Source organism: Achromobacter maghribensis, assembly GCF_057334215.1.
The window spans coordinates 80,249-106,859 of sequence record NZ_JBHFII010000001.1 but is presented as its reverse complement, the minus strand read 5'-3'; the positions used below and the strand labels follow the sequence as shown (position 1 = coordinate 106,859).

The 26,611-nt window shown below is 63.6% G+C and carries 32 protein-coding genes and 2 pseudogenes; 17 read left to right on the top strand and 17 right to left on the bottom strand.

The window, feature by feature from the left end:
• Positions 1-85 precede the first annotated feature (85 nt).
• Positions 86-1,573 carry an aminotransferase class V-fold PLP-dependent enzyme gene (locus ACE039_RS00560; protein WP_485821356.1) on the top strand — a complete coding sequence of 496 codons (1,488 nt, stop codon included), beginning with the start codon at positions 86-88 and terminating at the stop codon, positions 1,571-1,573.
• On the opposite strand, the gene ACE039_RS00555 is transcribed toward ACE039_RS00560, so the two are convergent.
• Positions 1,574-1,942 (bottom strand): hypothetical protein, encoded by a 369-nt coding sequence (locus ACE039_RS00555; RefSeq protein ID WP_448710507.1) that lies wholly within the window; start codon positions 1,940-1,942, stop codon positions 1,574-1,576.
• Between the two features lie 306 nt (positions 1,943-2,248).
• A complete protein-coding gene (locus ACE039_RS00550; protein ID WP_485821355.1) occupies positions 2,249-3,094 on the bottom strand; it encodes a site-specific integrase in 846 nt (281 codons plus the stop codon).
• Here ACE039_RS00550 and ACE039_RS00545 point away from each other — a divergent pair.
• From ACE039_RS00545 to ACE039_RS00525, 5 genes and pseudogenes are all read left to right on the top strand, one after another.
• Complete coding sequence (locus ACE039_RS00545) at positions 3,093-3,380, top strand: hypothetical protein (protein WP_485799546.1); 288 nt, start codon at positions 3,093-3,095, stop codon at positions 3,378-3,380. The two genes, ACE039_RS00550 and ACE039_RS00545, sit on opposite strands and share 2 nt — an antisense overlap.
• Positions 3,371-3,870: pseudogene (locus ACE039_RS00540) on the top strand (lysozyme). Before ACE039_RS00545 ends, ACE039_RS00540 begins: the two are co-directional and overlap by 10 nt.
• Positions 3,849-4,361 (top strand): lysis system i-spanin subunit Rz, encoded by a 513-nt coding sequence (locus tag ACE039_RS00535; RefSeq protein ID WP_448710511.1) that lies wholly within the window; start codon positions 3,849-3,851, stop codon positions 4,359-4,361. The pseudogene ACE039_RS00540 and the gene ACE039_RS00535 overlap by 22 nt, the downstream one beginning before the upstream one ends.
• An 87-nt stretch (positions 4,362-4,448) precedes the next feature.
• The gene (locus tag ACE039_RS00530; RefSeq protein ID WP_485821354.1) at positions 4,449-5,186 is read left to right on the top strand and encodes a DUF6270 domain-containing protein; all 738 of its coding nucleotides are present in this window, start codon (positions 4,449-4,451) and stop codon (positions 5,184-5,186) included.
• A 56-nt stretch (positions 5,187-5,242) separates the two neighbouring features.
• Positions 5,243-5,356: a DUF2514 family protein gene (locus tag ACE039_RS00525; protein WP_310029832.1), complete on the top strand. Its 114-nt coding sequence runs from the start codon at positions 5,243-5,245 to the stop codon at positions 5,354-5,356.
• Positions 5,357-5,371: 15 nt separating this feature from the next.
• On the opposite strand, the gene ACE039_RS00520 is transcribed toward ACE039_RS00525, so the two are convergent.
• Entirely contained in the window at positions 5,372-5,875 is a 504-nt protein-coding gene (locus ACE039_RS00520) for a hypothetical protein (RefSeq protein ID WP_448710516.1), read from the bottom strand.
• A 948-nt stretch (positions 5,876-6,823) separates the two neighbouring features.
• Here ACE039_RS00520 and fmdA point away from each other — a divergent pair.
• Positions 6,824-8,053: a formamidase gene (gene fmdA, locus ACE039_RS00515; protein ID WP_105556438.1), complete on the top strand. Its 1,230-nt coding sequence runs from the start codon at positions 6,824-6,826 to the stop codon at positions 8,051-8,053.
• 9 nt (positions 8,054-8,062) lie between these two features.
• Positions 8,063-8,395, top strand: coding sequence for an FmdB family zinc ribbon protein (locus tag ACE039_RS00510; protein WP_485821353.1), 333 nt, complete (start codon positions 8,063-8,065; stop codon positions 8,393-8,395).
• A gap of 87 nt (positions 8,396-8,482) precedes the next feature.
• Here ACE039_RS00510 and ACE039_RS00505 read toward each other — a convergent pair whose 3' ends face one another.
• Both ACE039_RS00505 and ACE039_RS00500 read right to left on the bottom strand, forming a co-directional pair.
• Positions 8,483-9,220, bottom strand: coding sequence for an ABC transporter substrate-binding protein (locus ACE039_RS00505; RefSeq protein ID WP_313464824.1), 738 nt, complete (start codon positions 9,218-9,220; stop codon positions 8,483-8,485).
• Between the two features lie 95 nt (positions 9,221-9,315).
• On the bottom strand, positions 9,316-9,741 hold the full coding sequence (locus ACE039_RS00500; RefSeq protein WP_310029823.1) for a copper resistance protein NlpE: 426 nt from the start codon (positions 9,739-9,741) through the stop codon (positions 9,316-9,318).
• A gap of 139 nt (positions 9,742-9,880) precedes the next feature.
• On the opposite strand from ACE039_RS00500, the gene ACE039_RS00495 reads away from it, so the two are divergent.
• From ACE039_RS00495 to ACE039_RS00460, 8 genes are all read left to right on the top strand, one after another.
• Complete coding sequence (locus ACE039_RS00495) at positions 9,881-10,363, top strand: OsmC family protein (RefSeq protein ID WP_485821352.1); 483 nt, start codon at positions 9,881-9,883, stop codon at positions 10,361-10,363.
• Entirely contained in the window at positions 10,360-11,025 is a 666-nt protein-coding gene (locus tag ACE039_RS00490) for a glutathione S-transferase family protein (RefSeq protein WP_485821351.1), read from the top strand. The genes ACE039_RS00495 and ACE039_RS00490 overlap by 4 nt, the downstream gene beginning before the upstream one ends.
• Positions 11,026-11,073: 48 nt before the next feature.
• Positions 11,074-11,625, top strand: coding sequence for a cysteine hydrolase family protein (locus tag ACE039_RS00485; RefSeq protein WP_485821350.1), 552 nt, complete (start codon positions 11,074-11,076; stop codon positions 11,623-11,625).
• 18 nt (positions 11,626-11,643) lie between these two features.
• The gene (locus ACE039_RS00480) at positions 11,644-11,877 is read left to right on the top strand and encodes a DUF3820 family protein (protein ID WP_105556433.1); all 234 of its coding nucleotides are present in this window, start codon (positions 11,644-11,646) and stop codon (positions 11,875-11,877) included.
• Between the two features lie 155 nt (positions 11,878-12,032).
• A complete protein-coding gene (locus ACE039_RS00475) occupies positions 12,033-12,362 on the top strand; it encodes a hypothetical protein (RefSeq protein ID WP_105556432.1) in 330 nt (109 codons plus the stop codon).
• A gap of 101 nt (positions 12,363-12,463) precedes the next feature.
• Positions 12,464-13,717: an Hsp70 family protein gene (locus ACE039_RS00470; RefSeq protein ID WP_485821349.1), complete on the top strand. Its 1,254-nt coding sequence runs from the start codon at positions 12,464-12,466 to the stop codon at positions 13,715-13,717.
• Between the two features lie 118 nt (positions 13,718-13,835).
• The gene (locus ACE039_RS00465) at positions 13,836-14,423 is read left to right on the top strand and encodes an NUDIX domain-containing protein (RefSeq protein ID WP_310029814.1); all 588 of its coding nucleotides are present in this window, start codon (positions 13,836-13,838) and stop codon (positions 14,421-14,423) included.
• Position 14,424: 1 nt separating this feature from the next.
• Complete coding sequence (locus ACE039_RS00460) at positions 14,425-14,766, top strand: 2Fe-2S iron-sulfur cluster-binding protein (protein WP_485821348.1); 342 nt, start codon at positions 14,425-14,427, stop codon at positions 14,764-14,766.
• On the opposite strand, the gene ACE039_RS00455 is transcribed toward ACE039_RS00460, so the two are convergent.
• From ACE039_RS00455 to ACE039_RS00420, 8 genes are all read right to left on the bottom strand, one after another.
• A complete protein-coding gene (locus ACE039_RS00455; RefSeq protein WP_485811226.1) occupies positions 14,747-15,148 on the bottom strand; it encodes a hypothetical protein in 402 nt (133 codons plus the stop codon). The two genes, ACE039_RS00460 and ACE039_RS00455, sit on opposite strands and share 20 nt — an antisense overlap.
• Positions 15,149-15,161: 13 nt before the next feature.
• Complete coding sequence (locus ACE039_RS00450) at positions 15,162-15,860, bottom strand: DUF899 domain-containing protein (RefSeq protein WP_485821347.1); 699 nt, start codon at positions 15,858-15,860, stop codon at positions 15,162-15,164.
• Between the two features lie 55 nt (positions 15,861-15,915).
• On the bottom strand, positions 15,916-16,359 hold the full coding sequence (locus ACE039_RS00445; protein WP_448711214.1) for an SRPBCC family protein: 444 nt from the start codon (positions 16,357-16,359) through the stop codon (positions 15,916-15,918).
• Positions 16,266-16,697, bottom strand: a complete 432-nt coding sequence (locus ACE039_RS00440; RefSeq protein ID WP_448711212.1) for an ArsR/SmtB family transcription factor — start codon at positions 16,695-16,697, stop codon at positions 16,266-16,268. Before ACE039_RS00440 ends, ACE039_RS00445 begins: the two co-directional genes overlap by 94 nt.
• Positions 16,698-16,761: 64 nt before the next feature.
• Positions 16,762-18,063 carry an MFS transporter gene (locus ACE039_RS00435; protein WP_485821346.1) on the bottom strand — a complete coding sequence of 434 codons (1,302 nt, stop codon included), beginning with the start codon at positions 18,061-18,063 and terminating at the stop codon, positions 16,762-16,764.
• Positions 18,064-18,279: 216 nt separating this feature from the next.
• Positions 18,280-19,485, bottom strand: coding sequence for a hypothetical protein (locus ACE039_RS00430; RefSeq protein WP_448711210.1), 1,206 nt, complete (start codon positions 19,483-19,485; stop codon positions 18,280-18,282).
• A 14-nt stretch (positions 19,486-19,499) separates the two neighbouring features.
• The gene (locus tag ACE039_RS00425) at positions 19,500-20,228 is read right to left on the bottom strand and encodes a helix-turn-helix domain-containing protein (protein ID WP_416029612.1); all 729 of its coding nucleotides are present in this window, start codon (positions 20,226-20,228) and stop codon (positions 19,500-19,502) included.
• A gap of 99 nt (positions 20,229-20,327) precedes the next feature.
• On the bottom strand, positions 20,328-20,765 hold the full coding sequence (locus ACE039_RS00420; RefSeq protein WP_485821345.1) for a gamma-glutamylcyclotransferase family protein: 438 nt from the start codon (positions 20,763-20,765) through the stop codon (positions 20,328-20,330).
• 136 nt (positions 20,766-20,901) lie between these two features.
• On the opposite strand from ACE039_RS00420, the gene clpB reads away from it, so the two are divergent.
• A complete protein-coding gene (clpB, locus tag ACE039_RS00415) occupies positions 20,902-23,508 on the top strand; it encodes an ATP-dependent chaperone ClpB (RefSeq protein ID WP_485821344.1) in 2,607 nt (868 codons plus the stop codon).
• A 63-nt stretch (positions 23,509-23,571) separates the two neighbouring features.
• Here clpB and ACE039_RS00410 read toward each other — a convergent pair whose 3' ends face one another.
• The 4 genes and pseudogenes from ACE039_RS00410 to ACE039_RS00395 form a co-directional block, all read right to left on the bottom strand.
• Positions 23,572-23,949 (bottom strand): DUF1641 domain-containing protein, encoded by a 378-nt coding sequence (locus tag ACE039_RS00410; RefSeq protein ID WP_485821343.1) that lies wholly within the window; start codon positions 23,947-23,949, stop codon positions 23,572-23,574.
• Complete coding sequence (locus ACE039_RS00405) at positions 23,946-25,136, bottom strand: NAD(P)/FAD-dependent oxidoreductase (RefSeq protein ID WP_485821342.1); 1,191 nt, start codon at positions 25,134-25,136, stop codon at positions 23,946-23,948. Before ACE039_RS00405 ends, ACE039_RS00410 begins: the two co-directional genes overlap by 4 nt.
• 423 nt (positions 25,137-25,559) lie before the next feature.
• Positions 25,560-26,309 (bottom strand): SDR family NAD(P)-dependent oxidoreductase, encoded by a 750-nt coding sequence (locus tag ACE039_RS00400; protein WP_485821341.1) that lies wholly within the window; start codon positions 26,307-26,309, stop codon positions 25,560-25,562.
• A 13-nt stretch (positions 26,310-26,322) separates the two neighbouring features.
• Positions 26,323-26,611 (bottom strand): annotated as a pseudogene (locus tag ACE039_RS00395) (MBL fold metallo-hydrolase); the annotation flags it as partial.

The window sequence follows — 26,611 nt, the reverse complement described above, 5'->3', positions numbered from 1 at the left end:
TGCGGAGTTTACGCAAAATATCGGTGATGTTTCATCATGGCTTCCATCGTATGATATTTCTGAATCCACCGGAACCCGCACCATCATGAATACGCCCATCGCGACCCAGCCCGCCAAGCCCAGCCTCTTGCAGCAATTTCAAGACAGCCTTAAAACCGGCGACGTCGCCGCGGCGCTGGCGGAAGGGCTCATCGGCAAGGACGCCGTCATCGACGGCCCGTTCGGCACCAAGCCACTGGTCTACGCCGACTACGTCGCGTCCGGCCGCGCCTTGATGCAGGTAGAGCGCTTCATCCTCGAACAAGTGCTTCCGTATTACGCCAACTCGCACACCGAGGCGTCCTATTGCGGTGGGTTCGTCACGCGCTTGCGCCGTGAAGCACGCGCCGCCGTCGGCCGGTGCTGCGGCGCCGGCGACGAGCATGCGGTGATTTTCGCGGGCTCGGGCGCAACGGCCGGCATCAACCGGCTGGTTCATCTGTTCGGCGTGCATGCGGCCATTGCGGCGGGCCGCAAGGTCCGCGTCATCATCGGTCCGTACGAACATCACTCGAACATCCTGCCGTGGCGCGAATGCGGTGCCGAGCTTATCGAATTGGGTGAACACCCCGAAGGCGGACCGGACCTGGCCGCGTTGGCCGCCGCATTGCAAGCGCCCGATGGCACGCTCGTCGTCTGCGCGCTGTCGGCGGCTTCGAACGTTACCGGCATCGTCGCGGACGTCCCGGCCATCACGCGCCTGGTCAAACGGTCGGGTGCAAAAATGCTGTGGGACTACGCCGGCGGTGCGCCGTACCTGCCGGTCCAAATGTCGCCGGCCGCGGATGCGCAGATTGACGCCATCGTGTTCTCGCCGCATAAGTTCATTGGCGGCCCGGGCGCCTCTGGCGTGCTGATCGTGCGGCGTGACGCCGTGACGGAGACGACGCCGACATGGCCGGGCGGCGGCACCGTCAAATTCGTGTCGCCGGTGGGCCACGATTACAGCGGCAGCCTGGAGTCCCGCGAAGAAGCGGGCACTCCCAACGTCGTGGGCGACATCCGCGCCGCGCTGGTCCTGCTGGTGAAGGAAGCACTGGGCGCCGATTTCATGCAGCAGCGCAACGCGCGCTTCGTGCAGCGGGCGCTTGATGCCTGGAAAAACGTGGAGCATCTGGAACTGCTGGGCTCGCTGACGGCTCAGCGTCTGCCGATCTTCTCCTTCCGAGTGCGCAACGGCAAGGGCGGTTTCGTGCATCAGCAATTGGTCACCCGCATGTTGAGCGACCGCTTCGGCATCCAGGCTCGCGGGGGCTGCGCATGCGCCGGGCCTTATGTCCACCGCCTGCTCGACATTGGCGAGGATCAGTCGCTGCAGATGCGCCAGGCCATTCTCGATGGCCGCGAAATTGAAAAACCGGGTTTTGTGCGATTGAATTTCAGCGCGCTGCTGCCGGACGCCAAGGCGGATTTCATCCTGGAGTCGGTGCGCGCGCTGGCTGCCGACGCCGCAGCCTTCGAGGGGTTGTACGGCTTTGATCCCAGCCGCGCCATTTTCTTCCCGAAAAGCGCCGAACTGGCCGCCGCGGCCTGATCAGTCTTTCATCTGCGGGCCGCAGGTCCGGATCCAGGCGGCCTTCATGTCGGCAAGGTCGTCCGATGCGCGGGTCAGTGTCTTGATGACCTGATCCGAGAAGGCCGCGCCTTGCCGGCGGCAGGCCTCGAAGTCGTCGCTGAGCGCAAAGCGCGCATCCAGCAAGTCAAGGCGGCCTTGGCACAGGTCGCGATTCAGTTGCAGGTCGTTGGACGCTTCGCGCGTGCGTTGCACGTCCTGCGCGCGGTCGACGCTGGCCAGCCCGGCGTCGATCCGGGCCACGCAATCGTCGGCGGCGTGCGCGGACGCGCCCGCGCAGGCGGCGATGATCAGGAAGGCGGCCAGGGGCCGGCGGTGCAATGCTGCCATACGGTGAACCTTGGTATTGCGCTGAAGATGCTCCGCATCATAACTGCTGCGAAACCCCCCTCCCATGTCGCGGCGCGGGTGCCGCCACTGCATGGAAAACCAGTATGGCAAATCGCCTGAAGACGTCTACCATCGCTAACGGGTCAACGATTCCGAAGATCCAATCCGGCAAGGGAATTGGACGCACATCCGGCTGAAGTTCTGTTTTATCAACACGTTATGTTGGAGATGAAAGAGAATGGCGAATACGCCGACACAGACGGAGAGCCGCATAAACACTGGCTGTAGTGTAGGCCGTCAATAATACTACCCTTCGTTTTTGGTAGGACCACGCACCACTTTCACGCGCTTGTCTCGCAGGTAGATCTCGGTCGTTTTTCGATCGGAATGGCCCAAGAGCGCCATAGGGTCGGCCCTTGTTCGTCGGCATGGGGGCCTGACATGGCCCGGATATCGTGCAGGGTGGCGTCCATTACCTTTGCCTTCGCCGCGGCTCGTTTGAATTCTCGCCACACGTTGGTATGCGCGCGCGGCTTGTCGTCCCGAGAGCCAAGAAGGTAACGCTTGTTTCCCCACAACCTCCCGCGACCGCTTGACTGCTTCGACCAGCTCCGACGTCCAGCCGGCGATCAATTGCTTGCCCGTCTTCTGCTGCTGGAAGAAGATGCCCCGATCTACGATATGGTCCTCTTCAATCTCCAGGACATCCCCGATGCGCTGCCCAATCAAATAGCAGACGTCCATAATGCACTGCATCCAATCTTGAGAGGCTGCATGGATGGCCTCGTATTCCTCGTGGCTCAGCAAGCGATCCCGCGATTTTGTCGCGAATCGCTTTACGCTCACGCAGGGGTTCGCTTCAACCTTCCCCCGGCCCAGCGCCCATTGGAACGTCATGTTCAGGACAGTGAGAAGCCGATTCGCTCGGCCGTACTTGTGGGCATACGCGTCCATCGTCTGCACCACATGCCCGTGCTTCACCTGGTCCGGTAGGAAGTCCGCAAAGACATCCTTCAACGTCTCCGCAGTTGGCCTATACCTGATGCGGAAGTTCGGGCTGTAGTCGCCGGGCGGTTCCGCCGATGTCCCGCTTAGGCGGGCTTTTTTACGTCTATAGGGGACGCGATGTTGTCGCTTCAAAGGCAATTCCATGGCTGACGAACATCTGTCCGATGCCTTCATTAAGTCACTGCACGCCCGCGTCGTGCAAATGGAACAAGACATGGCCCACAACGCGGAAGCCACCGCGCGGAATACGGACTCCATCGAGACGATCCGGCAGAACACGCAAGACATCGTGGACACGTTCGCGGCGTTGGCTGGCGGATTTAAGGTCCTGCAGGGGCTAGGAAGGCTTGCGCGCCCTATCGGCTATATCGCTACTGCGATTGCGGCCACGTTAGCTGCGGTGGCGGCGGTGAAGGGGATATGGAAATGATCTCGGATAGTCTGAAGCGTAAGCTGATTGCGGCTGCGAGCGCCGGATCGATCGCGATTGCCGGCGTGCTGGTATCGCACTTCGAGCCCGGGAAAGTGCGCGGTAGACCCTGCATCGATCCGGTTGGCGTGCTAACGGTGTGCGACGGGTATACCTGTTCGGATATTGACCGAAACCGGATCTACACGGACGCCGAGTGTGACGCCTGGCGCGATACCGACTTGGCCGCGGCGGACCGCGCCGTTCGCCGGCTGATTACCGTCCCGCTAAACGACTGGCAACGCGCCGCGCTCATCGACTTCACGTACAACCTGGCGCCAGCAATCTGGCTGAGTCGACCATGCGGCGCAAGTTCAACGCTGGGGATTATGCCGGCGGCTGCGCTGAACTGAACCGATGGGTCAAGATCCGAAAGGGCGGCGTGCTGGTGACGCTGCCTGGCCTTGTCACGCGTAGGGAGGTGGACAAATGGGTCTGCCTGCAACCTTGATCGGCTGGAAGGGCTACGCCGCGGCGCTGGCTGTGGGCGCCATCGTTGCCGGTGGCGCAGCCTGGAAAGCACAAAGCTGGCGGTATGGCGCAGAACGCGCCGAGACGAAGGCCAATCAAGCGGCTCGCGTCGCGGAATCTCAGCGCGAAGCACGAGAAATTCTTGAGCGGCGGGTGGCTGAGGTGGGCCAGATCAACGAGCGAAATGCCAAGGCCGAATGGGCCGCTTATGGAGGGATGCGCAATGCGCAAGTTCAGGACGACGGCCTTCGGGCTGATGTTGATGCTGGGAGCCGGCGGTTGCACGTTGCTGCCTCCTGCCCCACCGCCAGCGGTGGAATGTCTCCAGCCAGAAGCACCGCCCACGTGGGTGATGGAACCCGCGCCGAACTTGATCCCGCTGCTCGACCAACTTATTTCGCCTTCAGGGCTGGCATCCGACAAGTGACGGCACAACTTGCTGCGTGCCAGGCGTGGCAAAGGCAGAAATGATGCGGGCAGCCTGCGTCCCGCCCGATTTGCATCCACTTGCGCCCGCTTTATACTCGGGATTCGCTTAATGGATCCCAGAGAGACGCAATGCAAGTTTGTATTTTTGGAAGCTGTGTGTCTAGAGATATCTTCAATCTTGCATCGCCAGGGGAGTTCGATATCTCTTTGTATGTGGCCCGGAGCTCCATAGCGTCCATTTTTTCCCCCCCACCTTTCGATGATGTCTACAGTGCCAAGCTGAAGTCGCCTTTCCAGAAAAAGCTAGTCTCTTGGGACATCGAAAAGAAAGCTGTTTCCTTGCTTAGGGCCAACTCTGCGGATGTGTTTTTGTTCGACAACATTGACGATCGATTTAGCCTTCTTGTAATGCCTAATGGTCGTCGCTGTACCATTTCCTCCGAAATGAAGTCGACAGGTGCCAGTTCCCATGAAGGGGCGAAAATCGTTCGCTCTGGATCGCCAAGGTTTATGCAATGGTGGGAGCACGGATGGCAACAACTTGTGAAGACGTTCTCCGAGCGGGGGCTACTTGATCGTGTACTCGTCAACAGAGTCTTTTGCCAGCCCGAAACTGAAACCGGAAAGCAGTTCGATAGAGATCAGGTCGACCGTATCAACGATGGCCTGTCAAAAATGTACGAGATTCAGAGTAAAGATCTTCCGAGTAGCCAATTCATCGACTATGGCGCTCAGTTGACTTGCCCAGACGAACATCAATGGGGGCCGTCTCCCTTTCACTTCAGCCAATCATCTCAAAGGTTCGCTCTGGATCAGATTAGGACGATAGTTTCGGCCAGGAAACCGTCCACGGCCGTACAAGCATAATGGAGCTGATCGTGCCGATTTCGGAAGGGGCCGCTGCCGTCGATTTGTGGGCCTAGATGCTCGGCCGGGTTAGCGACCGAGCTACAGAGCGTGCAGGAGTTGCGGACCGTTCCCGAATCGCGGGACTGACCTGCGAGAGAGTTTACGATTCTCTACGTGACGGCAACTGAGCTAGTCCGCCACTCCTAAGTCAGTGCTAATGCGGCGGTACGAACGACACCATCGTTGCCACGAGCCTTGAAGGTCAATGTAGTGTCGTTGGTGAATTCGAAAGTGACTTCTCCATTGAGTTGTGGGGTCTCATTGCTGGGCGGAAGAAATCGAATGCTGCCGTGCACGCGCATAACTTTGCGTCCGCTGGTGGCCGTGTTTTCGAACACGTTGACAAACGCCGCGCTGACGCCGTCATTCGGCTGGGAGTCCAGATTCAGTGCCGAAGCTCCCGACCCGGATCGGAGAGTGAATAAGCGGCCACTAGTCGCAATCTGCAGCGAGTCATGGATAACCCCGGCATTGTTGATTGACTGAATGCTACTGGTATTCGCCAGGATGTTGGACAGTGTCACTCCCACCTTTGTTTTCATTTCCCCGACATAGTGTGCGGTGTTGTATGGAAACGTTGGGGTGTTGGCGGGTCCCGTTCGGACGGCGCCGCAGAGCGAATCTGCGAAGAAGTTCTCATCGATCAAGTTGCGAGCGGAGTCGTCTTCGCAGTAAACATAGTGCGTGATGGTCGATCCGCCCGAGAACGAGTTTCGCCGCACCTCCACGCCTTATCGCGCTCGCCGAATTTCTGGAGCAGTAATTCAGCGTCTTTCGGGGTTTGGTAGTGGCTGCACTTGGTATTCTCCGGGGGGAGTATTCCAGTATAGGGTGAGACGCCTATAGGGTGAGACGCCTGGGGCGGTTCCGCAATGTCGCTGCTGCCCGACCAGTCAGGTAGGCGCGTGTTCGCGCCTCAAGGAAGGTCCGCCCATCGTCGAAAACGCGGAGTTATAGATCGTCGGGAGAGACTACCAGGTGATTACCAAGGGCGAAAAACCAGACGGTTTGAGCTAGACGAGCCCCGTCTGCCAACTTGTCAGACACGACCATGATTGCGTCGGAGTAGACCGTCACCTCGACGGAGGGCTCTGCTTCCCAATCTAGCAATAGCTCCGCAAAAATATCGATATTCTGCGATGACGGAGTCGGAGTCGATCAGAACTCGATTGGAAAATCCAAGGATGTCGATGAAGGCAACAAATTTATATCCTTCTTGTGCTGCTGCCGGCCAGGGCAGTGCAATACCTCATTTGTACCCATCTTAATGATGCCCGAGATTAGGATGCTGGGCCGATAGCCCTAAAGAGCTGAACTGCGCCACTAAAGCCTCGATCAGCAGGAGAGTATGCGCCCCTGGTCGGTGGTTTCACCGTGCCTGTGGGTACAGGTCCAGCAGCCGCCGAGCTTCGGGAGCATGGGCTTGAAGTAGGATATATCGATACTGTGCAAAAACACAGTTTACCGCTGTCTAAAACTCGCCTACCGTGCTTTACAAATCAATGGCTTACGGAGCCCAAAAACTCCTACGGTATTAGACAGCCAATGATGGAAAGTTCTGTTTTATCAACACGTTATGTTGGAGATGAAAGAGAATGGCGAATACGCTCATCAAAGTCGATCTGGACCAGTCCCCGTACGAGAATAAGCAGATCCATAACCGATGGCATCCCGACATCCCGATGGCGGTGTGGGTCAAGCCCGGCGACGATTTCGTGCTGGAAACCTATGACTGGACCGGCGGCGCGATCAAGAACGACGACAGCGCCGATGATGTGCGCGACGTGGACCTGTCCACGGTGCACTTCCTGTCTGGCCCGGTGGGCGTCGAAGGCGCCGAGCCCGGCGACCTGCTCGTCGTGGATTTGCTGGACATCGGCGCCAAGCCCGATAGCCTGTGGGGCTTCAACGGCTTCTTCAGCCGCAACAACGGCGGCGGTTTCCTCACTGAACACTTTCCGCATGCCCAGAAATCCATCTGGGATTTCCATGGCATGTTCACCTCGTCGCGCCATATTCCGGGCGTGAATTTCGCGGGTCTGATCCACCCCGGCCTGATCGGCTGCCTGCCCGACAAGAAATTGCTGGACACGTGGAACCGGCGCGAGCAGGCGCTGATCGACACCAACCCCAACCGCGTGCCGCCGCTGGCGAATCCGCCGGCGCCCAAGACGGCGCACATGGGCGCGTTGCAAGGCGCCGAACGCGATAAGGCCGCAGGCGAAGGCGCACGCACCGTGCCGCCGCGCGAACACGGCGGCAACTGCGACATCAAGGATTTGTCGCGCGGCGCGCGGGTCTTCTTTCCGGTCTACGTGAAGGGCGGCGGTCTTTCCGTGGGCGACCTGCACTTTTCGCAAGGCGATGGCGAGATCACCTTCTGCGGCGCGATCGAAATGGCGGGCTGGGTGCATATGCGCGTGACGCTGATCAAGGGCGGCATGGAGAAGTACGCCATCAAGAACCCCATCTTCAAGCCCAGCCCCATTACGCCTGCCTACAAGGACTACCTGATCTTCGAGGGCATTTCGGTAGACGAGACGGGCAAGCAGCATTACCTGGACGTGAACGTGGCATACCGCCAGGCTTGCCTGAACGCCATCGAGTATCTGAAGAAGTTCGGCTATTCCGGCGCGCAGGCCTATTCGCTGCTGGGTTGCGCGCCGGTGCAGGGGCATATCAGCGGCGTGGTGGATATTCCCAATTCCTGCGCCACGCTCTGGCTGCCGACCGAAATCTTCGATTTCGATATCCAGCCTTCGGCGTCCGGCCCCATCAAGCACATCAAGGGCGGCGTGGACATGCCGCTGTCGCGCGACCGCTAGGAGACGACGATGCCCATGTATGACTATGCCTGCGGCGATTGCGGCGAATTCGCCGCCTTGCGGCCGCTGGCGCAATGGCGCGAACCGGCGGACTGCCCGCAATGCGGCGGGGCGTCTGGCCGCATCATCGGCGGGGCGCCCGCGATTTCGGCACTGTCCTCCGCCGTGAACCGTGCGCGTGCCATCAATGAGCGCAGCGCGAACGAGCCGCGCAGTTCGCGTTCGGGGCACGGCATGAATTGCGGGTGTTGTTCCGGCGGGCGCGCATCCGGCAAGACGCGCACCACCCCGGATGGGGCCAAGTCATTCGCAGGCGCACGGCCCTGGATGATCAGCCACTAAACACGGCGAAACCCAGGCAACGGGCCGGATTCTGCGGCCCGTTTTCATTTGGGGATCGGGCCGTTGCCTTTTGCCGACGCGCCGGCGTCAAGCCTCCAGTGGGGCGACGGCGGCGCCCTGGATCTTGTGCCGAGCCAGGGCGTCGGCGACAAAGCCCGACTTCTTCATGGCTTCGACGAAGGCGGCCAGATAGGCGCTGGCCTTGTCGCCACGACTCTTGGGCACGCCCATCGCCTGGCGAATCAGCATGAAGTGACCGTCCAGCAGGCGCAGTCCGCCCAAGCGCTGCGCGTCGCCTTCCAACTGTTGCTTCACGCCGGCGGCCACTTCCATGTTCTCTTTCAGGAACGTATCCACGACGGCGGGCGATGTGGGGGCGCGGAAAATCTCGGCCTGCTTCAGCTCGCGCGTCAGATACAGGTCATAGGCGCTGCCCTTGCCGACCACGACGCGCTGGCCTTTGCTGTCAACCTGGTCCATCGCGGTGATGGGGGAATCCTGGCGCACCAGGTAGGCGCCCTCGATCACGACGTAGGGCGCGGTGAACGCGATCTGTTCGCCACGCAGCGGATCGATGGCGAAGAAGCCCACGTCCGCCTGTTCGGCGGCCACCGCGTTGACGGATTCACCGGCGGACTTGAACACCACCAGCTCCAGTTTCACGTCCAGGCGCCGCGCCAGCTCCGTGGCCAGGTCCACCGATACCCCGCCGGGCAGTCCGGTGGCCGCGTCGGTGTTGGCCAGGATGGGGTTGCCCAGATTGATGGACGCGCGCAGCGCCCCGGTGGGGGCGAAGGCGGAGAGCAGCTCGTGATCGGTCTTCATGGCTTCCTTGGGGTGGGGCCGCGCCGCCGGGCGCTGGCGATTCCACAAGAATAGCCGGAAGATCCGGGCTTGGGCGATGCCCGAGGCGCGCAGCTTTACTGCGCGCGCCGCAGCACATAGTGCGGCGCCAGCGGGCCGGTCGGGCGCGTGCCGTCGCGGTACAGCATGGTTACCTGATTTTCGCCGACGAAATAGCGCTGGCTGTCGCCGGAGGCGTCCAGCCGGATGGTGCTGCCGTCGGATTCCCAGCTAAAGGTGCCCGTGACGATTTCGGGTTGCGGTTCGCGGTCCAGGTATTGGGTCTGGCGTTCGTAGCGGTCGCCCTTTTGCAGCGTCAACCGGGTCTTGATGCCCGGGCAGTCGGCGCAGGGCAGGGTGCCTTCGTAGCTGCCGGGCCAATCCAGCGCATTGCGCGCGGTATGACCATCGGCCGGCGTGTCGCGGGCGTCGTTGGCGTGGAAAGGGGCGCAGCCGGCAAGCAGGGCAAGGCTCAGGGTGCAGGTCAGGGTGGATTTCATCATGGCGAGCTCCTGTTGGGAAAACGGGTTCACGATACGGACAGTACCCCGGGCATGCTGAAACGGGATGTAAAGCCCCGGGAAAATGTGCGCTACGCTTGATGCCTTCTCCTGCCTGAACGGCGCACACACCCAAGCCATCATGACGAAAGCGAAAGGCGAACACCACTACACGGTTACGGTGAACTGGACCGGCAACACCGGCACCGGCACCTCCAGCTACGCGGCCTACTCGCGCGACCACGTGATACGGGCTGAAGGCAAACCCGATGTGCCTGGGTCGTCCGACCCGGCTTTCCGGGGAGACCCGGCGCGCTGGAATCCCGAGGACATGCTGGTCGCGTCGCTGTCCGCCTGCCACAAGCTCTGGTATCTGCATTTTTGCGCGGTCGAAGGCATCACGGTGGAGGCCTACCGCGACGACGCACAAGGCATCATGACCGAGGATCCCGCCCGCGGCGGCGCGTTCACCCGCGTCACCTTGCGCCCCGAGGTCACAATCCGCGCGGGCGACGACGCGGCGCTGGCAGCCGAGCTGCACGACCGGGCGCACCACTTCTGCTTCATCGCGAATTCCGTGAATTTCGCGGTGCGTTGCGAGCCCCGCATCGTGTTTGCGCCATGACCGCCGCTGCGGGCAAGACCACAATCTGGGGGCGGCGCAGTTCGTTCAATGTGCAAAAGGTGCTGTGGCTGGCGGACGAATTGGGCCTTGACTACGAGCACGTGCCCGCGGGCGGGCAGTTCGGTCTGGTGGATTCGCCGGAATTCCTGGGAATGAATCCGCACGGCAAGGTGCCGGTGCTGCGCGACGATGACGCGACGGTCTGGGAGTCGCACGCGATCCTGCGCTATCTGGCGGCGCGCCATGGCGGCGCCGCGTTCTGGCCGGAGCAGGCGGCGGCGCGTGCCCGCGCCGACGGCTGGATGGACTGGGCGCAAACGGCGTTGCAGCCCGCATTTCTGGTCGGCGTATTCTGGGGCTACTACCGCACGCCCGAGGCGCAACGCGACGCGGCCGCCATCGCGCGCAGCCTCGACGCCACCCATGCCTGCCTGCGCCAGCTGGATGACGCGCTGGCCGATCAGCCTTACCTGAGCGGGCAGGCGCTGGGCTTGGCCGATGTGCCGGCAGCCACGGCCTTGTACCGCTATTACGAGCTGGACATCCCGCATGCTCCGTTGCCGCACGTGCGCGCCTGGTACGAACGGTTGCAGGCACGACGCGCGTATCGTCAACAGGTGATGGTGCCGTTCGGCGAATTGCGGGGGCGGCTGGAATTCTGACGCGCACGGTAAGGTAGACTGCTTCGCACCCCAAGAACCTGGATAGCCATGACAGCCGCTTTGATAGTGATCGACGTGCAACGCGCCTTGTTTGAGGCGTCGCCGCCGCCCGCCGACGCCGGCGCGGTGCTGGGCCGTATCAATGGCCTGACCGACCGCGCGCGCGCTGCCGGCGTGCCGGTCATCTATGTGCAGCACGAAAGCGCCGGTAGCCCGTTCATGCCCGGCCAGCCTGCCTGGGAGCTCGATACGCGTCTGACGCCATTGCCCGAAGACGCTCGCGTGCGCAAGACGACGCCCGACTCTTTTCACGGCACGACCCTGGGCCAGACGCTGGCCGATGCCGGCGTGACGGAGCTGGTCGTGTGCGGGTACGCCACCGAATTCTGCGTGGACACCACCGTGCGCCGCGCGGCGGGCTTGGGGCTGCCTGTCACGCTGGCCGCCGATGCCCACACCACGCAGGACAAACCGCACGCGACGGGCGCGCAGATCCGCGCGCACCACAACGCCACGCTGTCCGCGATAGCCAGCTTCGGCGTCAAGATCGCAGCCGTGCCCGCCGCCGACATTGTCTTTTCGCCGACGGCGCCTCGCTAAGACGGCGCTTTCCAAACGATGGATCCTGAACTCCTCCAACTTCTGGTCACCCGTGAGATGCCCTTCGGCAAGTACAAGGGGCGTTTGATCGCCGATCTGCCCGGGCCGTACCTGGCCTGGTTCGCGCGCGAGGGGTTTCCCCCCGGCGAACTGGGGCGCTTGCTGGCCTTGATGCATGAACTGGACCACAACGGCCTGTCGTCGTTGCTGGCGCCGCTGCGCAAATCCCGGCCCGCCGCGCCCAAGGCATAGCGCCGGCGCACGAAACGGCGGGAAACAACTCTGCTTGCCGTTGTAGCGTCTTGGCACGTCCCCCGCTGGCGGGGGACGCTACGATAAGGCGATTCGCCCGGGGCGTGCCGCCGTCGTTGCAGGCCAGGGCGATTGCTTATCGAAGAGAGGCCTCCATGAAAAAACACACCCTTTCCGCCTTCCTGTTCGCCGCGTTGTGCGCGGCCGGCGCCGCGCAGGCGCAGGACGCCGTGCAGGCCACGCGGGAATACCAATATCCCAGCTTGCCGTCCAAGGACGGCAGCCAGTCGCCGCCTTCCACGTTGCGCATGACGGTCACGCCGGCGCCGGGCGATGCGCCCGCGGTTATCCGGGATTCGCCGGAAAGCCAGGCCCAGTATGTCCGTTGCCGCGAGGTCTCGGACCGCGCCGCGGTGTCGAACGCGCAGATGCAGGCCGGCGTGGCGCAATGCCTGAAAGAACTGGAACAGCGCCGGCAGCAGTAAGGGCGTCGCGTGGGGAAAGGGCAGGCAGGGACGACAGCAGCCTACTGGCCGCGAAGCGAGTACACTTGTCCGCCGTTTTGCTATAAGCCCCAGAATTCTCCATGATTTCCTCTGCATGCGGCGTCGACTTCGGTACGTCCAACTCCACCGTAGGCTGGAGCCGCCCCGACCAACGCGCGCTCCTCGCCCTGGAAGACGGCAAGACCACCTTGCCGTCGGCCATTTTTTTCCATGACGAAGACGCCGAGGTCAGCTATGGCCGCGCCGCCATTTCCGACTACCTGGCGGGCTACGACGGGCGCTTGATGCGTTCGATGAAAAGCCTGTTGGGCAGTTCGCTGATCGATGGGTCGACGGAAGTGCAGGGGCGTTCCATCCCGTTCCGCGTGCTGCTGACGCGTTTCATCGCCGAATTGAAGCGTCGCGCCGAAACGGCCGCGGGCCGTGACTTCACGCGTGCCGTGCTGGGGCGGCCCGTCTTCTTCGTGGACGATAACGCTGCGGCCGACCAGACCGCCCAGGACACCTTGGGCGAAATCGCGCGCAGCGTCGGGTTCACCGACATAGAGTTCCAGTTCGAGCCGCTGGCCGCCGCATTCGACTACGAATCGCAGATCGACCGCGAAGAGCTGGTGCTGGTCATCGACATCGGCGGCGGCACATCCGACTTCTCGCTGATCCGGCTGGGTCCCGACCGCGCCGGCAAGGTCGACCGCCGCGACGACATCCTGGCATATGGCGGCGTGCATATTGGCGGCGTGGATTTCGACAAGCAACTGAGCCTGGCACACGTCATGCCCCTACTGGGATTGGGCAGCCAGTTGCGCAGCGGCAAGGACGTGCCTTCCACGCAGTACGGCAACCTGGCCTGCTGGCACACCATCAACCAGGCCTATACGCGCAAGGCAGCGGAACATTTCGCCTACATTCGCGCCGAAGCCGGCGACCGCGATAAGATCGACCTGCTGTTGAACCTGGTCAAGCAACGCGCGGGCCACTGGGTGGCGGTACAGGTGGAAGAGGCCAAGATCGCGCTGTCCGAAGCGCCGTGGGCCCGCATCGACCTCTCGCGCATCGCGCCCGAACTGGGGGTGGACGTAACGCGCCCGTCGTTCGACGCCTGCGTGGGACGTTTGATTGAAAAGGTCGAAACGACGGTTGGCGCGCTATTGCGCGACGCCGGCGTAAGCACGGCCGATGTGGATACGGTGTTTTTCACCGGCGGTTCCAGCCGCGTGCCGCGCCTGCGCGAAACCGTGTCGGCGCTGGTGCCGGGCGCGCGTAGCGTCGAAGGCGACCTGTTCGGCAGCATTGGCGCTGGCCTGGCGCTGGACGCCCGCCGCAAGTTCGACTGATCGGGGGGACGGCGGGGCGTGACGCCAGCCGCCCGGGCGGCGATGGTAAGCTGCATTGCTTGCCGAAGGCGCTGCGGCGCCCGCCTGTTCCAAGACCCCCAGACTCCTACGCGCGCTCATGACCCGCCCGACCGATACCCATCTTGTTGAAACACTGGTGACCAGCGAAGCGCCCTATGAAGGCAGCTTCCTGAAGATTCGCCGAGACACCGTCAGCTTGCCCAACGGCAATACGGCTACGCGCGAATACGTCGTGCATCCCGGCGCGGTGGTGGTGATTCCCTTGCTGGACGACGGCCGCGTCTTGCTTGAACGCCAGTTCCGCTATCCGATCGGGCGCGTCATGACCGAATTTCCGGCCGGCAAGCTGGACCCGGGCGAAGATCCCCTGGTCTGCGGCAAGCGCGAACTGCTGGAAGAAACGGGCTATACCGCCGACCAGTGGGCGCATGCGGGCGCCTTGCATTTGGCTATCGCCTATTCCACCGAGATCATCCACATCTTCTTCGCGCGCGGTTTGCGCCCGGGGCCGCGCCAACTGGATCAGGACGAGTTCCTGGACGTGATCAGCGCGGATCCGGCCGAATTGCTGGCGGCCTGCAGCAAAGGTGAAGTCACCGACGCCAAGACGCTGACCTGCGTGCTGTGGATGCAAAACGTGCTGTCCGGCGCATGGCAGCTGGACTGGCAGGACAACGCCGGCTGACATGCCTGCATTCCCGGTCCTGGTCCAGCCCGCCGGACTGCGTTTCGACGCCGACGCAGGCACCCCCATCTTGCTGGCAGCGCAGGCAGCCGGCATCAAGCTGCCCAGTTCGTGCCGCAACGGCACATGCCGTGCCTGCATGTGCCTGATGCTTGAAGGCTCGGTGGCCTATGGCATCGAATGGCCCGGCCTGTCGCGCGACGAAAAGGAAGAAGGCTGGATCCTGCCTTGCGTGGCGCACGCCACGTCGGCCCTGGAGATCCAGGCGCCCCTGGCGGCGGTGATCGACGCCGTGCCCGCCACCCCGGCTGTGGCCCGGCCCCTTACCGGCGCGCGGCGCTAAACGCAAAAACCGGCAGTAGCGCAACGGCCATGCCGGCCGCCATGCCCAGCGCCATGCCGCCAAATGGCGGCGCACCCAGTGCAAGTGCCGCCATCACGCCCAGCCGCGCGCCCAGCACCATCCCGATCGCCATCGCGAATGCGCAGAGCAGGCGTTGAACAAGCGGCGGGGCGGAAGTGCGTCCCGCCGGCCATGGCGCCAGCGCGGCCACGGCCATCGCGGCGCTACTCGCGGGCATCAGCGCGCCGTGCCGCCATGCCATGTCCAGCAGCCCGCCTGGCGCGCCGCATTCGCTGGCCAGCAGCGCCGCAGGCGTCAGCCGGGTGTCGATCCACAGACCCACCGCCATGGCTCCCAGGCAGGCGAGCCACAGCGCGGCCATGGCGCGCGCGCCGTCAGGCGCAGGCGTGGCACGCCTTGGGTGCGTCGTCATACCGGTCATGGTGGCGGACCCAGTCGCCCAGGTTGAAGTGCGGGCCGGTTTCATTGCGGCCCAGCGGGGCGAAATCCAGATAGTTGTACGCGCCGACCAAGCGTTCCACGCCTCGTTCGAAGGCCGAATAGGTGTGGAAGATCTCGCCGTCGGGGTCGTGGAAAAATGCGCTGGCGCCCGAGCGCTCTTCCACGCTGCCATCGGCCTGCGGCACCGACGCATGGAGGTCGAAGTTGAAGTCGCAGCCCTCGGACGAGAACCAATCGAAGCGCCAGCCCATGCGCCGTTTGAAGGCGTCCAGCTTGGCCAGCGGCGCGCGCGACACCGCCACCACCGATACGTCGTGATGGCGCAAGTGCGTCAGGGCGCTGTCCAGGTGGTCGGCCAGGAACGAACAGCCTACGCAGCCCTCGTCCCAGTCCGGACCGTACATGAAGTGATAGAGGATCAATTGGCGTTTGCCGGCGAACAAGTCAGCCAGGCCGAGGGGGCCGCGGGCGCTTTGGAATTGGTAGGGCTTGTCCACCCGCACCCATGGCAGGTCTAGCCGGTCGCGAGCCAGGGCGTCCTGGGCCCGCGTCATGGCTTTTTCACGGTCTAGCAAGGCCTGACGGGCAGCGTCCCATTGCGGACGGGAAACGACAGGATGTGGGGTTTGCATGGTGCGACTCCTTTGCATGGCGGGCCGGCGGGGCCCGGGCGGGCAAACGGGCGGTTCACGCCTCGCTTGCCAGATGGTCCGCCAGCCGGTCCATCGCGCCTGCCCAGCCGTTCTCGTGGCTGTCGCGGGTTGCCTGGTCGACAAACGGAGTTTGCAGGAAGGCCAGTTCGGTGCCGCCCTGCGAGGGGGCGAATTCAAGGGTGATCAGCGACCCTTCTTCCGGGGTGTCGCGCCAGGCCCAGGTGAAGACCAGCCGGCGCTGCGGTTGCACCTCGCGGTACTCGCCGCTGGCGTAATGCGACTGGCCGTCTTCCGTGACGAAGCCCACCTGGTAGCCGCCGCCCACGCGCACATCGGTGTCAGCCACCAGCACTTGTCGCGTGCCGGCGGGGCCGAACCAGCGCATCAGCGCTTGCGGGTCTGTCCAGGCGCGCCAGACGCGGTCGACGGGGGCGGCGAATCGCCGGGTAAGGCGGAGTTCGATGGGGGCGGTGGGCATGGGTGGATCTCCTCGTCGTGGTACAGGTACCGGGCCAGCGAATCCAGTTGGCCGTTCCAGAATTTCTCGTAGCGCGCCAGCCAGTCGGACGCCGCGCGCATGGGTTCGGGCGATAGCGTGCAGCTGACGACGCGGCCGTCCTTGGCGCGGGCGATCAACCCGGCGTCTTCCAGCACGCGCAGATGCTTCATGAACGCCGGAAGCGACATGGCGTGGGGGCGGGCCAGTTCGCTGACCGACGCCGTGCCCTGTTCCAGGTCGGCCAGCACCCGCCGCCGGGTGCCATCGGCCAAGGCGGAAAATAGGCTGTCCAGGGTGTCGTCATTTAAGTTAACCATAAGGTTAAGTATCGATCCGAAAAACTGCCGGCGTCAAGCCGGCAGCGTCGGGAATTTCCCTAGGTCAATCGTGCCGGTGCATGGCCGACTGATGCTTGGTGTCGCGCATGCTGGCGTATACCAGCAGCGACAGGAAGATCACGCCCGCCAGGTAGTAGTAGAACCACTCTTCGTGCCCTTGCTGCTTGAAGAACAGGGCGATGGCGGGCGCCGTACCCCCGAAGATCGATACGGTGACCGCATACGGCACGGCCACGCCGGTCGCGCGAATATTGGTGGGAAACAGCTCGGCCTTCACCACGGCGTTGATCGACGTATAGCCCGCCGTGAACACCCATGCGCCGCAGATCAGCAGGAACGCGATGAAGGGCGACCGGGTGTGCGACAGGGTCATCAGGATCGGCACCGTCAACGCCGCGCCCGCCACGCCGAAGAAAATCAGCAGCGGCTTGCGCCCGATCTTGTCCGATAGCGCGCCATACAGCGGTTGCAGGATCAGCGCGAATATCAGCGAGGCCGCGATGATGTAGGTGGTGGTGATGTCCGAGAAGCCCGAGGTCTGCCGCACGAACGTCTGCATGTAGGTGGTGAAGGTGTAGAAGGCCGCGGTGCCGCCGGCCGTCAGCCCGACCACGATGGCCACTTCGCGCGGATACTTCATCAGGCCGCGCAGCGAACTGGTCTTCGGCTTTGTCTTCTGGGCTTCCTTGTACGAATCGGTCTCGGGCATGTCGCGACGCATCAGCGCGGTAACGATCGCCAGCAAGGCGCCGATCACGAACGGGATGCGCCAGCCCCATTCCACCAGCTGTTCGTGGGTCAGGAACACGTTCTGCAACAGCAGCAGGACCAGGATCGCGCAGAGCTGGCCGCCGATCAGGGTGACGTACTGGAAGCTGGAATAGAAGCCGCGGTGTTCGGGGTCCGAGATCTCGGTCAGGTACGTGGCGCTGGCGCCGTATTCGCCACCCAGGCTCAGGCCTTCGATCACGCGGGCCAGGGCCAGCAACGCAGGCGCGGCGAAGCCGATGGTCGCGTAGGTGGGCGTCACGGCGATGATCAGCGACCCCACGCACATCATTACCACCGACACCATCAGCGATATCCGCCGCCCGTGGCGGTCGGCGATGTGGCCGAACAGCCAGCCGCCCAGCGGGCGCACGATGAAGCCGGCCGCGAACAAGGTAGCGGCATTCAACTGCTGCACCACGGGGTCGTGCGAGGGGAAGAAGGCGGGGGCGAAATACAGGGCGAAGGCGGTATAGGCGTAGAAGTCGTACCACTCGACCAGGTTGCCCATGGAGCCGACGAAGATCGCCTTGATGCGGCCTTTGGCGTCGGGCATGGCCAGATACGTTTGCGTCATGACTGTTCTCTGGGTGAGCTTGTCGGGAGTCGCCGGACACGCGACCGCGCCTCGTCCTCGCCCGTCAAGATCGCAAGGCCAGCCGCGAAATGGAACACGCATCGCGGTATCTTGCGCTTGCCCGCGCAGAAATGCACGTACTTGCAAACGATTTGTATTCAGGAATTTGTCAGGATCGGCGGGGCGCCGGCGTCTTGCCGGGTGCCGCGGGGGCGGCTACTTGCCGCGCGGCTTGATGATGTCGCAGGCGGCGGCTCGGTCGCCCGCCTGGGCGTCGCTGCCCAACAAGGCTCGGGCGCCGCACACGGAGCCGAACATGCCCTTGTTGTCGTGGCCCACGCCGCCGACCTCGAAGCTGTTGCGGTGCAGCGGCACGGGCTTGGCGCCGCGGGCTGCCAGTTGGTACTCGTACTGCACATAGGCCGTGCCGCGAGCCAACCGCGTGGCGCCTTGGGCTTCGGCGCCGCAGGTCTTGTCCAGCAGGCGGTGTTCGGGGTTGTTGTCGGCCCCGCCCAGCAGGTAGGTCACGTCGCGGGCGGCATAGCGGATGAAAAGCCGCGTATCGTCGGTTTCGCGTGCGTAGGGCGGCAGCTTGTCCGTGCCGTACTTGTACTGGTTGTAGGTGGGGCAGATGCCGCGCTCGTAGGGCGCATAGCCTTTGCCGTCGGGGCGGGGGCGCTCGTTGGTCAGGTACAGGTAGGACGAGGGGTTCGCGATTACGTAGCGCAGCGCCAGTCCGTCGCGGCGCAACGGGCCGTCGGTGTTGTTCAGCACGGCATAGCGCTGCACCAGCTGCCCGCCTGCGGAATGCCCGGCCAGCACGATGGTGGCCAGGGCCGGCAGGCGCTTGCGGTCGTCCAGGCTGCGCAACAGGTCGTCCAGCACCTGAAACGAGGTGACCGGGGCGGGCCGTCCAGCGGCCTGGATGCTTTCTTCGCCTTCTTCCCAGGTGGCTTTGCGCCATGCGGCCATGCCGCCGAAGCCCGAATCGATGGATCCGGGAAAGCGCGGCGCCAGGACCAGCGTGTCGCGCGCCCGGTCCGGGTTCTGCGTCAACAGGCCGGTAGCGGTGTCGTAATAGCGGTCGGCGTCGCGCTTCACGCCATGGATCATGATCAACACCTGCTTGATATCGCGCAGGTCGTCCCGGGCCAGGTTGCGGTTAGCATAGATTGGCATCTTGTACCGATGCCCTGGCTTGCCCAGTTCCACGGTCTGCCAGTGCAACGGCGTGGCACGTTTGGGCGCGGGAACGGTTTCGTCGTAATCGTAGGGGTCGGGCAGCGGCGTCTGGGCGTGCAGGACGCAAGGCGCAAACGCGCCGGCCAACGCCAGGGCGGCGCCCAGGCGGCGTCCGGAAAACCGGCGCACGCGGGCGGGCGGCGGTTGATCGGGCGCGACAGGAGCAAAGGCGCGGCGCATGGCGCGGCGGGGCGTCAGCAGATCTCGAGGCCCAGCAGTTGCTTGAGGGCGGGCAGATCCAGGATGCGGACTTCGCGCTGGTTGATCTTGATCAGGCCTTCGCGCGCGAAACGCGAAAACAGACGGCTGACCGTTTCCAGCGTCAAGCCAAGGTAATTGCCGATTTCCTCGCGGCTCATGCGCAGCACGAACTCGGTCGACGAATAACCCAGCGACGCATACCGTTGCGACAGGTTCAGCAGGAAGGCTGCCAGACGCTGTTCGGAACGCATGGACCCCAGCGACGCCAGCATCTGGTGCGAACGCGTGATCTCGCGGCTCATCAGGCGCCGGAACTGCTGCTGCAGCGACGGCAGGTGAGCGGCCACGCGGTCGACATCGGCTAGGCGGATGACACAGACTTCCGAGTCTTCCAGCGCAACGGCGGCCGACACGTGCTTGCCGTCCAGCATCCCGTCCATGCCGACGATTTCGCCGGGCAAATGAAAGCCGGTGACCTGGATCTGGCCGGTTGCGTCTTCCAGCTGGGTCTTGATGCTGCCGAAGCGCACGCTATAGACGGCATCAAGCGGGTGATCCAGCGAATACAGCGTCTTGCCCTTTTCCAGGCGAACACGCTCTTTCACCAGCTCATCCAGTTTTTCCACTTCGGCGGCGGCCATTCCCACGGGCACGCACACGTGTCCCAACATGCATGTGGAACAGTGGGCGCCATCAGGGGCGACGGGAACCCGTTTTTGCATACGATGACCTCTATAGTGCCCGTCGCCAGCCAAAGGGGGCGAAACGGGTGTAAAGCGTGAAGACAACGCCTATTGTAGTCTGTTGTTACTACGGCCGTCTTACGGGGTTGCACCGTTCGCCCGCCCGCGCCGGTGCGCGATCCAGTCTTCGCCGTCGATATCGGCGGCGGCGCCACGCCACGCCGGGTCGATGGGGTAGTACTGGCAGAGGATTTCCAGGGGGTCTTGCGGCGTGGAATCCAGGCGCGCGACGATTTCGCGGCGCACAAAGCAGCAAGGCTGGCCGGGCACGTATTCCTCGATTTCGTCCATCAGCGCGATGAACGCCGGCGGTACCTCGTAGACCTCGCCGCGCACGCGGCGTCCGTCCGTCACGGGGATCAGCCCCGGCCAATCGCCGAAGTCCACCAGCATGCCGGGCACGGTCGCCGGGCCCACCGGCCGGGGGGCGGAAAGGCCTCTTTTGGCGGCGGCTTGCGCCAGATCATTGATTTCGCCGGCGCGTAGGGTGCCGTAGACAAAAACGTATATGCTCATAGGTCGGATTGTGCTGCACGGCGTAGCAAAACAAGTGCCCGGATGGTGTTGAAATTCTCTCATCCGGCCGCATATTCAGGATATCGAGCCAGCCGGCACGTATCGGTCAGGCTCTCCAACAAGCCAAACGACCATTATGCGATTCGACAAACTCACCACCAAGTTCCAGCAAGCCCTGGCCGACGCTCAAAGTCTGGCCGCCCGTAACGACCATCCCTATATCGAGCCCGTCCACGTGCTCTCCGCCTTGCTGTCCGACGCGGACAGTGGCGCAGGAAGCCTGCTGGCGCGCGCCGGGGTAGCGGTCAACCGCGTGCAGTCTGCATTGGAAAGCGCGATGAAGTCGCTGCCACAAGTGCAGGGCGACGACAACGTACAGGTCGGCCGCGACCTGAACGCCGTACTGACCCGCACCGACAAGGAAGCCGCCCGCCGTGGCGACACCTACATCGCCAGCGAACTGTTCCTGTTGGCGCTGGCCGACGACAAGGGCGAGGCAGGCCGCATCCTGCGTGAAGCCGGCTTGCAGAAAAAGGCCCTTGAGGCCGCGGTCGACGCCGTGCGCGGCGGCGAAAACGTGTCCGGCGCCGAAGGCGAATCCAACCGCGAAGCCCTGTCCAAGTACACCATGGACCTGACCGAGCGCGCCCGTCAGGGCAAGCTTGATCCGGTGATCGGCCGCGATGACGAGATCCGCCGCACCATCCAGATCCTGCAGCGTCGCACGAAGAACAATCCCGTCCTGATCGGCGAGCCCGGTGTGGGCAAGACCGCCATCGTCGAAGGCCTGGCGCAGCGCATCGTCAACGACGAAGTGCCCGAGAGCCTGCGCGGCAAGCGGGTGCTGTCGCTGGATCTGGCCGCGCTGTTGGCGGGCGCCAAGTTCCGCGGCGAATTCGAAGAACGCCTGAAGGCCGTGCTGAAAGAGCTGGGCCAGGACGACGGCAGCAACATCGTCTTCATCGACGAGCTGCACACCATGGTCGGCGCGGGCAAGGCCGAAGGCGCGATGGACGCGGGCAACATGCTCAAGCCGGCGCTTGCGCGCGGCGAGCTGCATTGCATTGGCGCCACCACGCTGGACGAATATCGCAAGTACATCGAAAAGGACGCGGCGCTGGAGCGGCGCTTCCAGAAGGTGCTGGTCGACGAGCCCGATGTGGAATCCACCATCGCCATCCTGCGCGGCCTGCAGGAACGCTATGAGATCCACCACGGCGTCGAGATCACCGACCCGGCCATCGTGGCCGCGGCCGAGCTGTCGCACCGCTACATCACCGACCGCTTCCTGCCCGACAAGGCCATCGACCTGATCGACGAGGCTGGCGCGCGTATCCGGATGGAAATCGACTCCAAGCCGGAAGTGATGGACAAGCTGGACCGCCGCATCATCCAGCTGAAGATCGAACGCGAAGCCGTCAAGAAGGAAACCGACGACGCGTCCAAGCGCCGCCTGGGCGTCATCGAAGACGAACTGGAAAAGCTGCAACGCGAATACAACGACTTCGAGGAAATCTGGAAGGCCGAGAAGGCCGCGGTGCAAGGCACACAGGCCATCAAGGAAGAGATCGACAGCGTGCGCGCCGAAATGGCTGAACTGCAGCGCAAGGGTCAGTTCGACAAATTGGCCGAACTGCAATACGGCAAGCTGCCGGACCTGGAATCGCGCCTGAAGGCCGCCGAAGTCGGCGCCGCGCAGGCCGCTGAAAATGCCGAGGGCGACGAAACGCGCCCGCGCCTGCTGCGCACCCGCGTTGGCGCCGAGGAAATCGCCGAGGTCGTGTCGCGGGCAACGGGCATCCCGGTGTCCAAGATGATGCAGGGAGAACGCGAGAAGCTGCTGCACATGGAGGAATTCCTGCACAAGCGCGTGGTGGGCCAGGACGAAGCCGTGCGACTGGTCTCCGACGCCATCCGGCGTTCGCGTGCCGGCCTGGCAGACCCGGCGCGGCCGTACGGTTCGTTCCTGTTCCTGGGCCCGACCGGGGTGGGCAAGACCGAGTTGACGCGTGCGTTGGCCGAATTCATGTTCGACTCCGAAGAGCACCTGATCCGCATCGACATGAGCGAATTCATGGAGAAGCACTCGGTGGCGCGGCTGATCGGCGCCCCGCCCGGATACGTGGGCTACGAAGAGGGCGGCTACCTGACCGAAGCCGTGCGCCGCAAGCCGTACAGCGTGATCCTGCTGGATGAAGTCGAGAAGGCCCATCCGGACGTGTTCAACGTGCTGCTGCAAGTGCTGGACGACGGGCGCCTGACCGATGGCCAGGGCCGCACGGTGGACTTCCGCAACACGGTGATCGTGATGACGTCGAACCTGGGTTCGCATCACATCCAGAGCCTGGCTGGCCAGCCGTACGACGTGGTCAAGGAAGTGGTGTGGGGCGAGCTCAAGCAGATCCTGCGGCCCGAGTTCCTGAACCGCATTGACGAAGTGGTCGTGTTCCACGGTCTGGAGGCTCAGCACATCGAGTCCATCGCCCGCATCCAGCTGCGCCGTCTTGGCGCACGCCTGGAGAAGCAGGAAATGCGGCTGGAAGTCACCGAGCCGGCGTTGGCGGAACTGGCCCGTTCCGGGTTCGATCCCGTGTTTGGCGCGCGCCCGTTGAAGCGTGCGATCCAGCAGCAGATCGAAAACCCGGTGGCGCGCCTGATCCTGGAGGGCAAGTTCGGCCCCCGCGACGTGGTGCCGGTGGATTGGCGGGATGGCGAATTCGTCTTTACCCGAACGTTGCAGTAAGCGGTGGCAGCATGAAAAAGCCCGGCAGCAATGCCGGGTTTTTTTTGTCAGTCGTGCGCTGCGTCAGGAGTTGGCGTAATCGGCCCGTTGCGCGCCCATCTGCCGCCCCACGCTTTGCAGCGAGCGCAGCACCAGCGCCACCCCCCGTCGCGTGTCCTCGTCACGCAGCAGCGCCAGCAAACCCATCAGGCTGGGGGGATGCGTTTCTGCCAGCGTTTGCGCATGGGCGGCGCGCACGCTGTTGGCGGCCGTCCATGCGGCGCCCGCCGCTTGCTCGGACAGCAACCCAAGCTTTTCCACCATCGGCTGATCCAGCAGGTCCACCAGGTCGGAAGTCAGCGAGATCAGGTCGACGATGTTGTCCAGTCGTTGGTTGTCGACAAGCGGACGCAGCTTGCCGGCCAGCGCCTGCAGCGTTTCATCATGGGTATTCATGTTCATAGCATTCCCCTTGCGACCGCCCAGTACAGCCCCCGGTTGAATCCATGCCGAAGCAGCCCGCCCAGTTTGGTGGGAGGGGTGGGCTGCACGTCATGGGTGTAGTCGTACCAGAGGGGCATGCCCGCGTTCAGACCCATCTGGGCAACGGCCTGCACACGGCCTTCGTAGGCGCTACAAGGGTGGCCCAGGCGGATTTCGCCCGCGATGTTGTTGGCGATGACGGGCGCCTGGTTGTGGCACGAGCCGCCTGCTTTGCTGACCGGAAGGTCCACCGTATCGCCGATGACGTAGACATTCTGCAACCCGTAGACCTGCATCGTCTCGTGGTCTGTCGGCAGCCAGCCCTCGTTGTCCTCTGCCTGGGACATGCCCGACTCCAGCACGGCGTCGACGGCGCGTATCGGCGGCGTCGCCATCAGGATGTCGAACGGCTGCTCGCCGCCTTCCGCCGAATACGCGACGCGTGCCTCCGGGTCCACGCGCGCCAGCGTGAAGCCGCGCTGGAACTTGATGCCTCGTTGCTCGAAGATGGCGGGCAGCACCTCGCAAGTGGGCTGCTGCAAGAACAGGCAGTTGCGCAAGAGTTGCGATGTGGTGGGGTAGGTGTAGACGATTTCGACTTTGTCGCGCACGCCGCGACGGCGCAAGTAGTCGTCCAGCATCAGGGTGGTTTCAATCGGCGCGATGCCGCATTGGTGGGGGACGTTCGGCGTCTTCGGGAAGGTGACGCTGACGAAGATCCGGCCTTTGTCGATCTTGGACAGCCGGCTGGCCAACTGGCGCGCCGGCGCGTACTGGTAGAAATGGTCGCCGGCTTCTTTCAGGCCTTCTATGCGCTCGGGCGCGGGGATGCAGCCCGTGGCGATCACCAGGTAGTCATAGCCGTAGCGCTTGCCCTGTTGCGTCAGCAATTCCTGGCTGTTGAACTCAAACCGCGTGACTTTATCGACGTGGAAATGGATCTCGGGGCGCAGCAGGGAACGCTCCGGGCGCTTCAACTCTTCCTGGAAGAAAAGATTGAAGGCCACATACATGAAGGCGGGCTTGTAGTAATGGTCAGGGGAGTCCGACAACAACGTGACGCTGACTTCGCCTCGCGACACTTCGGGGTATAGCTTGGAGACCAGTTGGTTGGCCAGCATGGTGCCGCCAACCCCACCGCCTACGACAACAATTCGCTTGCTCATAAAAATCCTCCAGTGAGAATAGTCAGGAACCAAGTGCAGTTGCGCGTCTATATGTACCAATGGCGGGTAAGAAGGTCAAATAAATAACTATTTATTATATTTGATGGTGTCGAATATGCGCCCGAGGCCGGTCAGCCACTTACGCCTGGCGCGGCTGGCAAAGGCCGGCGCTACCGGACAGGCCGCCTGGCAGAATGCGGCAAGGCGGCGGATGCCGCCGACCGCGATTCGACCCCGTTGCCGAGCCCAATGCCCTCACGATTAGCGACGGCTTGCCGGCAGAGCGCTGCCATTAAGCGGTGGACCCGGTCAGTAATCCCAGATGACCGGGACCCAGCGGAAGAATAACGGTGTCAGACTACAACTCCGCTCCGTCGGCGTACGCGGGATCGTCCATGTCGCTTAGGGGACAGTCGCCGCCTTTCAGGTCAATGCCATGCCGCCATCCACCCGCAGGACGATGCCCGTGATGAAACGGCTGTCGTCCGATGCCAGGAACAATGCCGCGCTGGCCAGTTCGTCCGGATGCGCCAGCCGCCCAAGCGGAATGGCCGACGCCATGCCCTGTTCGAAGGCTGCCCGGTCCGATTCCGCGACGCCCAGCTTTTCAAGAATGGGCGTGTCGGTCGGGCCGGGGCTCAACACGTTGACGCGGATCTTTCTGGCTTTGAACTCCAGCGCCCAGGCCCGCGCAAAGGCTTCAATGGCCGCCTTGGATCCGGCGTAGACCGCATGATTCTCCAGCACCTTCGCCGTGGCGATGGAGCTTGTGAGGATGATGGAGCCGCCGTCGCGCATCCGTGGCAGGGCCTTTGTGACGCCGAAGAAGACGGCGCGCGCGTTGGTGCCGAATTGGGTGTCATAGCTGTCGATGCCGACGGCCGCCGACGGCTCGATGTTGTTCATGCCGGCGTTGGCCATGTAGATGTCGATGGCGCCGAAACGCTCGCCGAGTTCGGCCATCATGCGGTCGTGCGTCGATAGATCCCCGATATCGCCGACGACGCCGAAAGCGGAGGGTCCGAGTTGGGCCACCGCCTCGTCGACGGCCTGCCGCCGCCGTCCGAGGATCGCGACGCGGGCGCCTTCGGCGGCAAAGGCCTGCGCCGCCGCGAAGCCGATGCCGCTGTTGCCGCCGGTGATGACGGCATTTTTTCCTAGTAGCTTTTTCATGAGCATGCTCTCTTCAGTAGTCCCAGATCACAGGCACCCAACGAAAGGCGTCGCCGTCGACCGCCACGCGGCCGACGGAGGGGAACGGCAAGTGAGCCGCCACCAGCAGGCCGCCGCTTTGCGCCAGTTCGTTGAACAGGCCGATGCGGACCCGGGCCGATTTCTCGGGGTCGTGTTCGAAACCGTTATGCCAGTCGGGGTGATCGAAGGCGACGGGGAACATCGCGTCGCCGGCAAAGGTCAGTCGTTCGCCGCCCGATACCAGGTCGACCACGCTGTGTCCGGGCGTGTGGCCCCCCGTG

Coding starts and splice junctions, on each gene's coding strand:
- ACE039_RS00405 (WP_485821342.1), bottom strand. CDS start 25,136: ATGAGCAAGCGAATTGTTGTCGTAGGCGGTGGGGTTGGCGGCACCATG.
- ACE039_RS00525 (WP_310029832.1), top strand. CDS start 5,243: ATGCTCGGCCGGGTTAGCGACCGAGCTACAGAGCGTGCAGGAGTTGCG.
- ACE039_RS00420 (WP_485821345.1), bottom strand. CDS start 20,765: ATGAGCATATACGTTTTTGTCTACGGCACCCTACGCGCCGGCGAAATC.
- ACE039_RS00500 (WP_310029823.1), bottom strand. CDS start 9,741: ATGATGAAATCCACCCTGACCTGCACCCTGAGCCTTGCCCTGCTTGCC.
- ACE039_RS00445 (WP_448711214.1), bottom strand. CDS start 16,359: ATGCCCACCGCCCCCATCGAACTCCGCCTTACCCGGCGATTCGCCGCC.
- ACE039_RS00495 (WP_485821352.1), top strand. CDS start 9,881: ATGACGAAAGCGAAAGGCGAACACCACTACACGGTTACGGTGAACTGG.
- ACE039_RS00505 (WP_313464824.1), bottom strand. CDS start 9,220: ATGAAGACCGATCACGAGCTGCTCTCCGCCTTCGCCCCCACCGGGGCG.
- ACE039_RS00425 (WP_416029612.1), bottom strand. CDS start 20,228: ATGCAAAAACGGGTTCCCGTCGCCCCTGATGGCGCCCACTGTTCCACA.
- clpB (WP_485821344.1), top strand. CDS start 20,902: ATGCGATTCGACAAACTCACCACCAAGTTCCAGCAAGCCCTGGCCGAC.
- ACE039_RS00460 (WP_485821348.1), top strand. CDS start 14,425: ATGCCTGCATTCCCGGTCCTGGTCCAGCCCGCCGGACTGCGTTTCGAC.
- ACE039_RS00400 (WP_485821341.1), bottom strand. CDS start 26,309: ATGAAAAAGCTACTAGGAAAAAATGCCGTCATCACCGGCGGCAACAGC.
- ACE039_RS00475 (WP_105556432.1), top strand. CDS start 12,033: ATGAAAAAACACACCCTTTCCGCCTTCCTGTTCGCCGCGTTGTGCGCG.
- ACE039_RS00480 (WP_105556433.1), top strand. CDS start 11,644: ATGGATCCTGAACTCCTCCAACTTCTGGTCACCCGTGAGATGCCCTTC.
- ACE039_RS00555 (WP_448710507.1), bottom strand. CDS start 1,942: ATGGCAGCATTGCACCGCCGGCCCCTGGCCGCCTTCCTGATCATCGCC.
- fmdA (WP_105556438.1), top strand. CDS start 6,824: ATGGCGAATACGCTCATCAAAGTCGATCTGGACCAGTCCCCGTACGAG.
- ACE039_RS00440 (WP_448711212.1), bottom strand. CDS start 16,697: ATGGTTAACTTAAATGACGACACCCTGGACAGCCTATTTTCCGCCTTG.
- ACE039_RS00535 (WP_448710511.1), top strand. CDS start 3,849: ATGGGTCTGCCTGCAACCTTGATCGGCTGGAAGGGCTACGCCGCGGCG.
- ACE039_RS00465 (WP_310029814.1), top strand. CDS start 13,836: ATGACCCGCCCGACCGATACCCATCTTGTTGAAACACTGGTGACCAGC.
- ACE039_RS00450 (WP_485821347.1), bottom strand. CDS start 15,860: ATGCAAACCCCACATCCTGTCGTTTCCCGTCCGCAATGGGACGCTGCC.
- ACE039_RS00410 (WP_485821343.1), bottom strand. CDS start 23,949: ATGAACATGAATACCCATGATGAAACGCTGCAGGCGCTGGCCGGCAAG.
- ACE039_RS00490 (WP_485821351.1), top strand. CDS start 10,360: ATGACCGCCGCTGCGGGCAAGACCACAATCTGGGGGCGGCGCAGTTCG.
- ACE039_RS00435 (WP_485821346.1), bottom strand. CDS start 18,063: ATGACGCAAACGTATCTGGCCATGCCCGACGCCAAAGGCCGCATCAAG.
- ACE039_RS00510 (WP_485821353.1), top strand. CDS start 8,063: ATGCCCATGTATGACTATGCCTGCGGCGATTGCGGCGAATTCGCCGCC.
- ACE039_RS00470 (WP_485821349.1), top strand. CDS start 12,464: ATGATTTCCTCTGCATGCGGCGTCGACTTCGGTACGTCCAACTCCACC.
- ACE039_RS00550 (WP_485821355.1), bottom strand. CDS start 3,094: ATGGAATTGCCTTTGAAGCGACAACATCGCGTCCCCTATAGACGTAAA.
- ACE039_RS00545 (WP_485799546.1), top strand. CDS start 3,093: ATGGCTGACGAACATCTGTCCGATGCCTTCATTAAGTCACTGCACGCC.
- ACE039_RS00560 (WP_485821356.1), top strand. CDS start 86: ATGAATACGCCCATCGCGACCCAGCCCGCCAAGCCCAGCCTCTTGCAG.
- ACE039_RS00430 (WP_448711210.1), bottom strand. CDS start 19,485: ATGCGCCGCGCCTTTGCTCCTGTCGCGCCCGATCAACCGCCGCCCGCC.
- ACE039_RS00530 (WP_485821354.1), top strand. CDS start 4,449: ATGCAAGTTTGTATTTTTGGAAGCTGTGTGTCTAGAGATATCTTCAAT.
- ACE039_RS00485 (WP_485821350.1), top strand. CDS start 11,074: ATGACAGCCGCTTTGATAGTGATCGACGTGCAACGCGCCTTGTTTGAG.
- ACE039_RS00455 (WP_485811226.1), bottom strand. CDS start 15,148: ATGGCCGCGCTGTGGCTCGCCTGCCTGGGAGCCATGGCGGTGGGTCTG.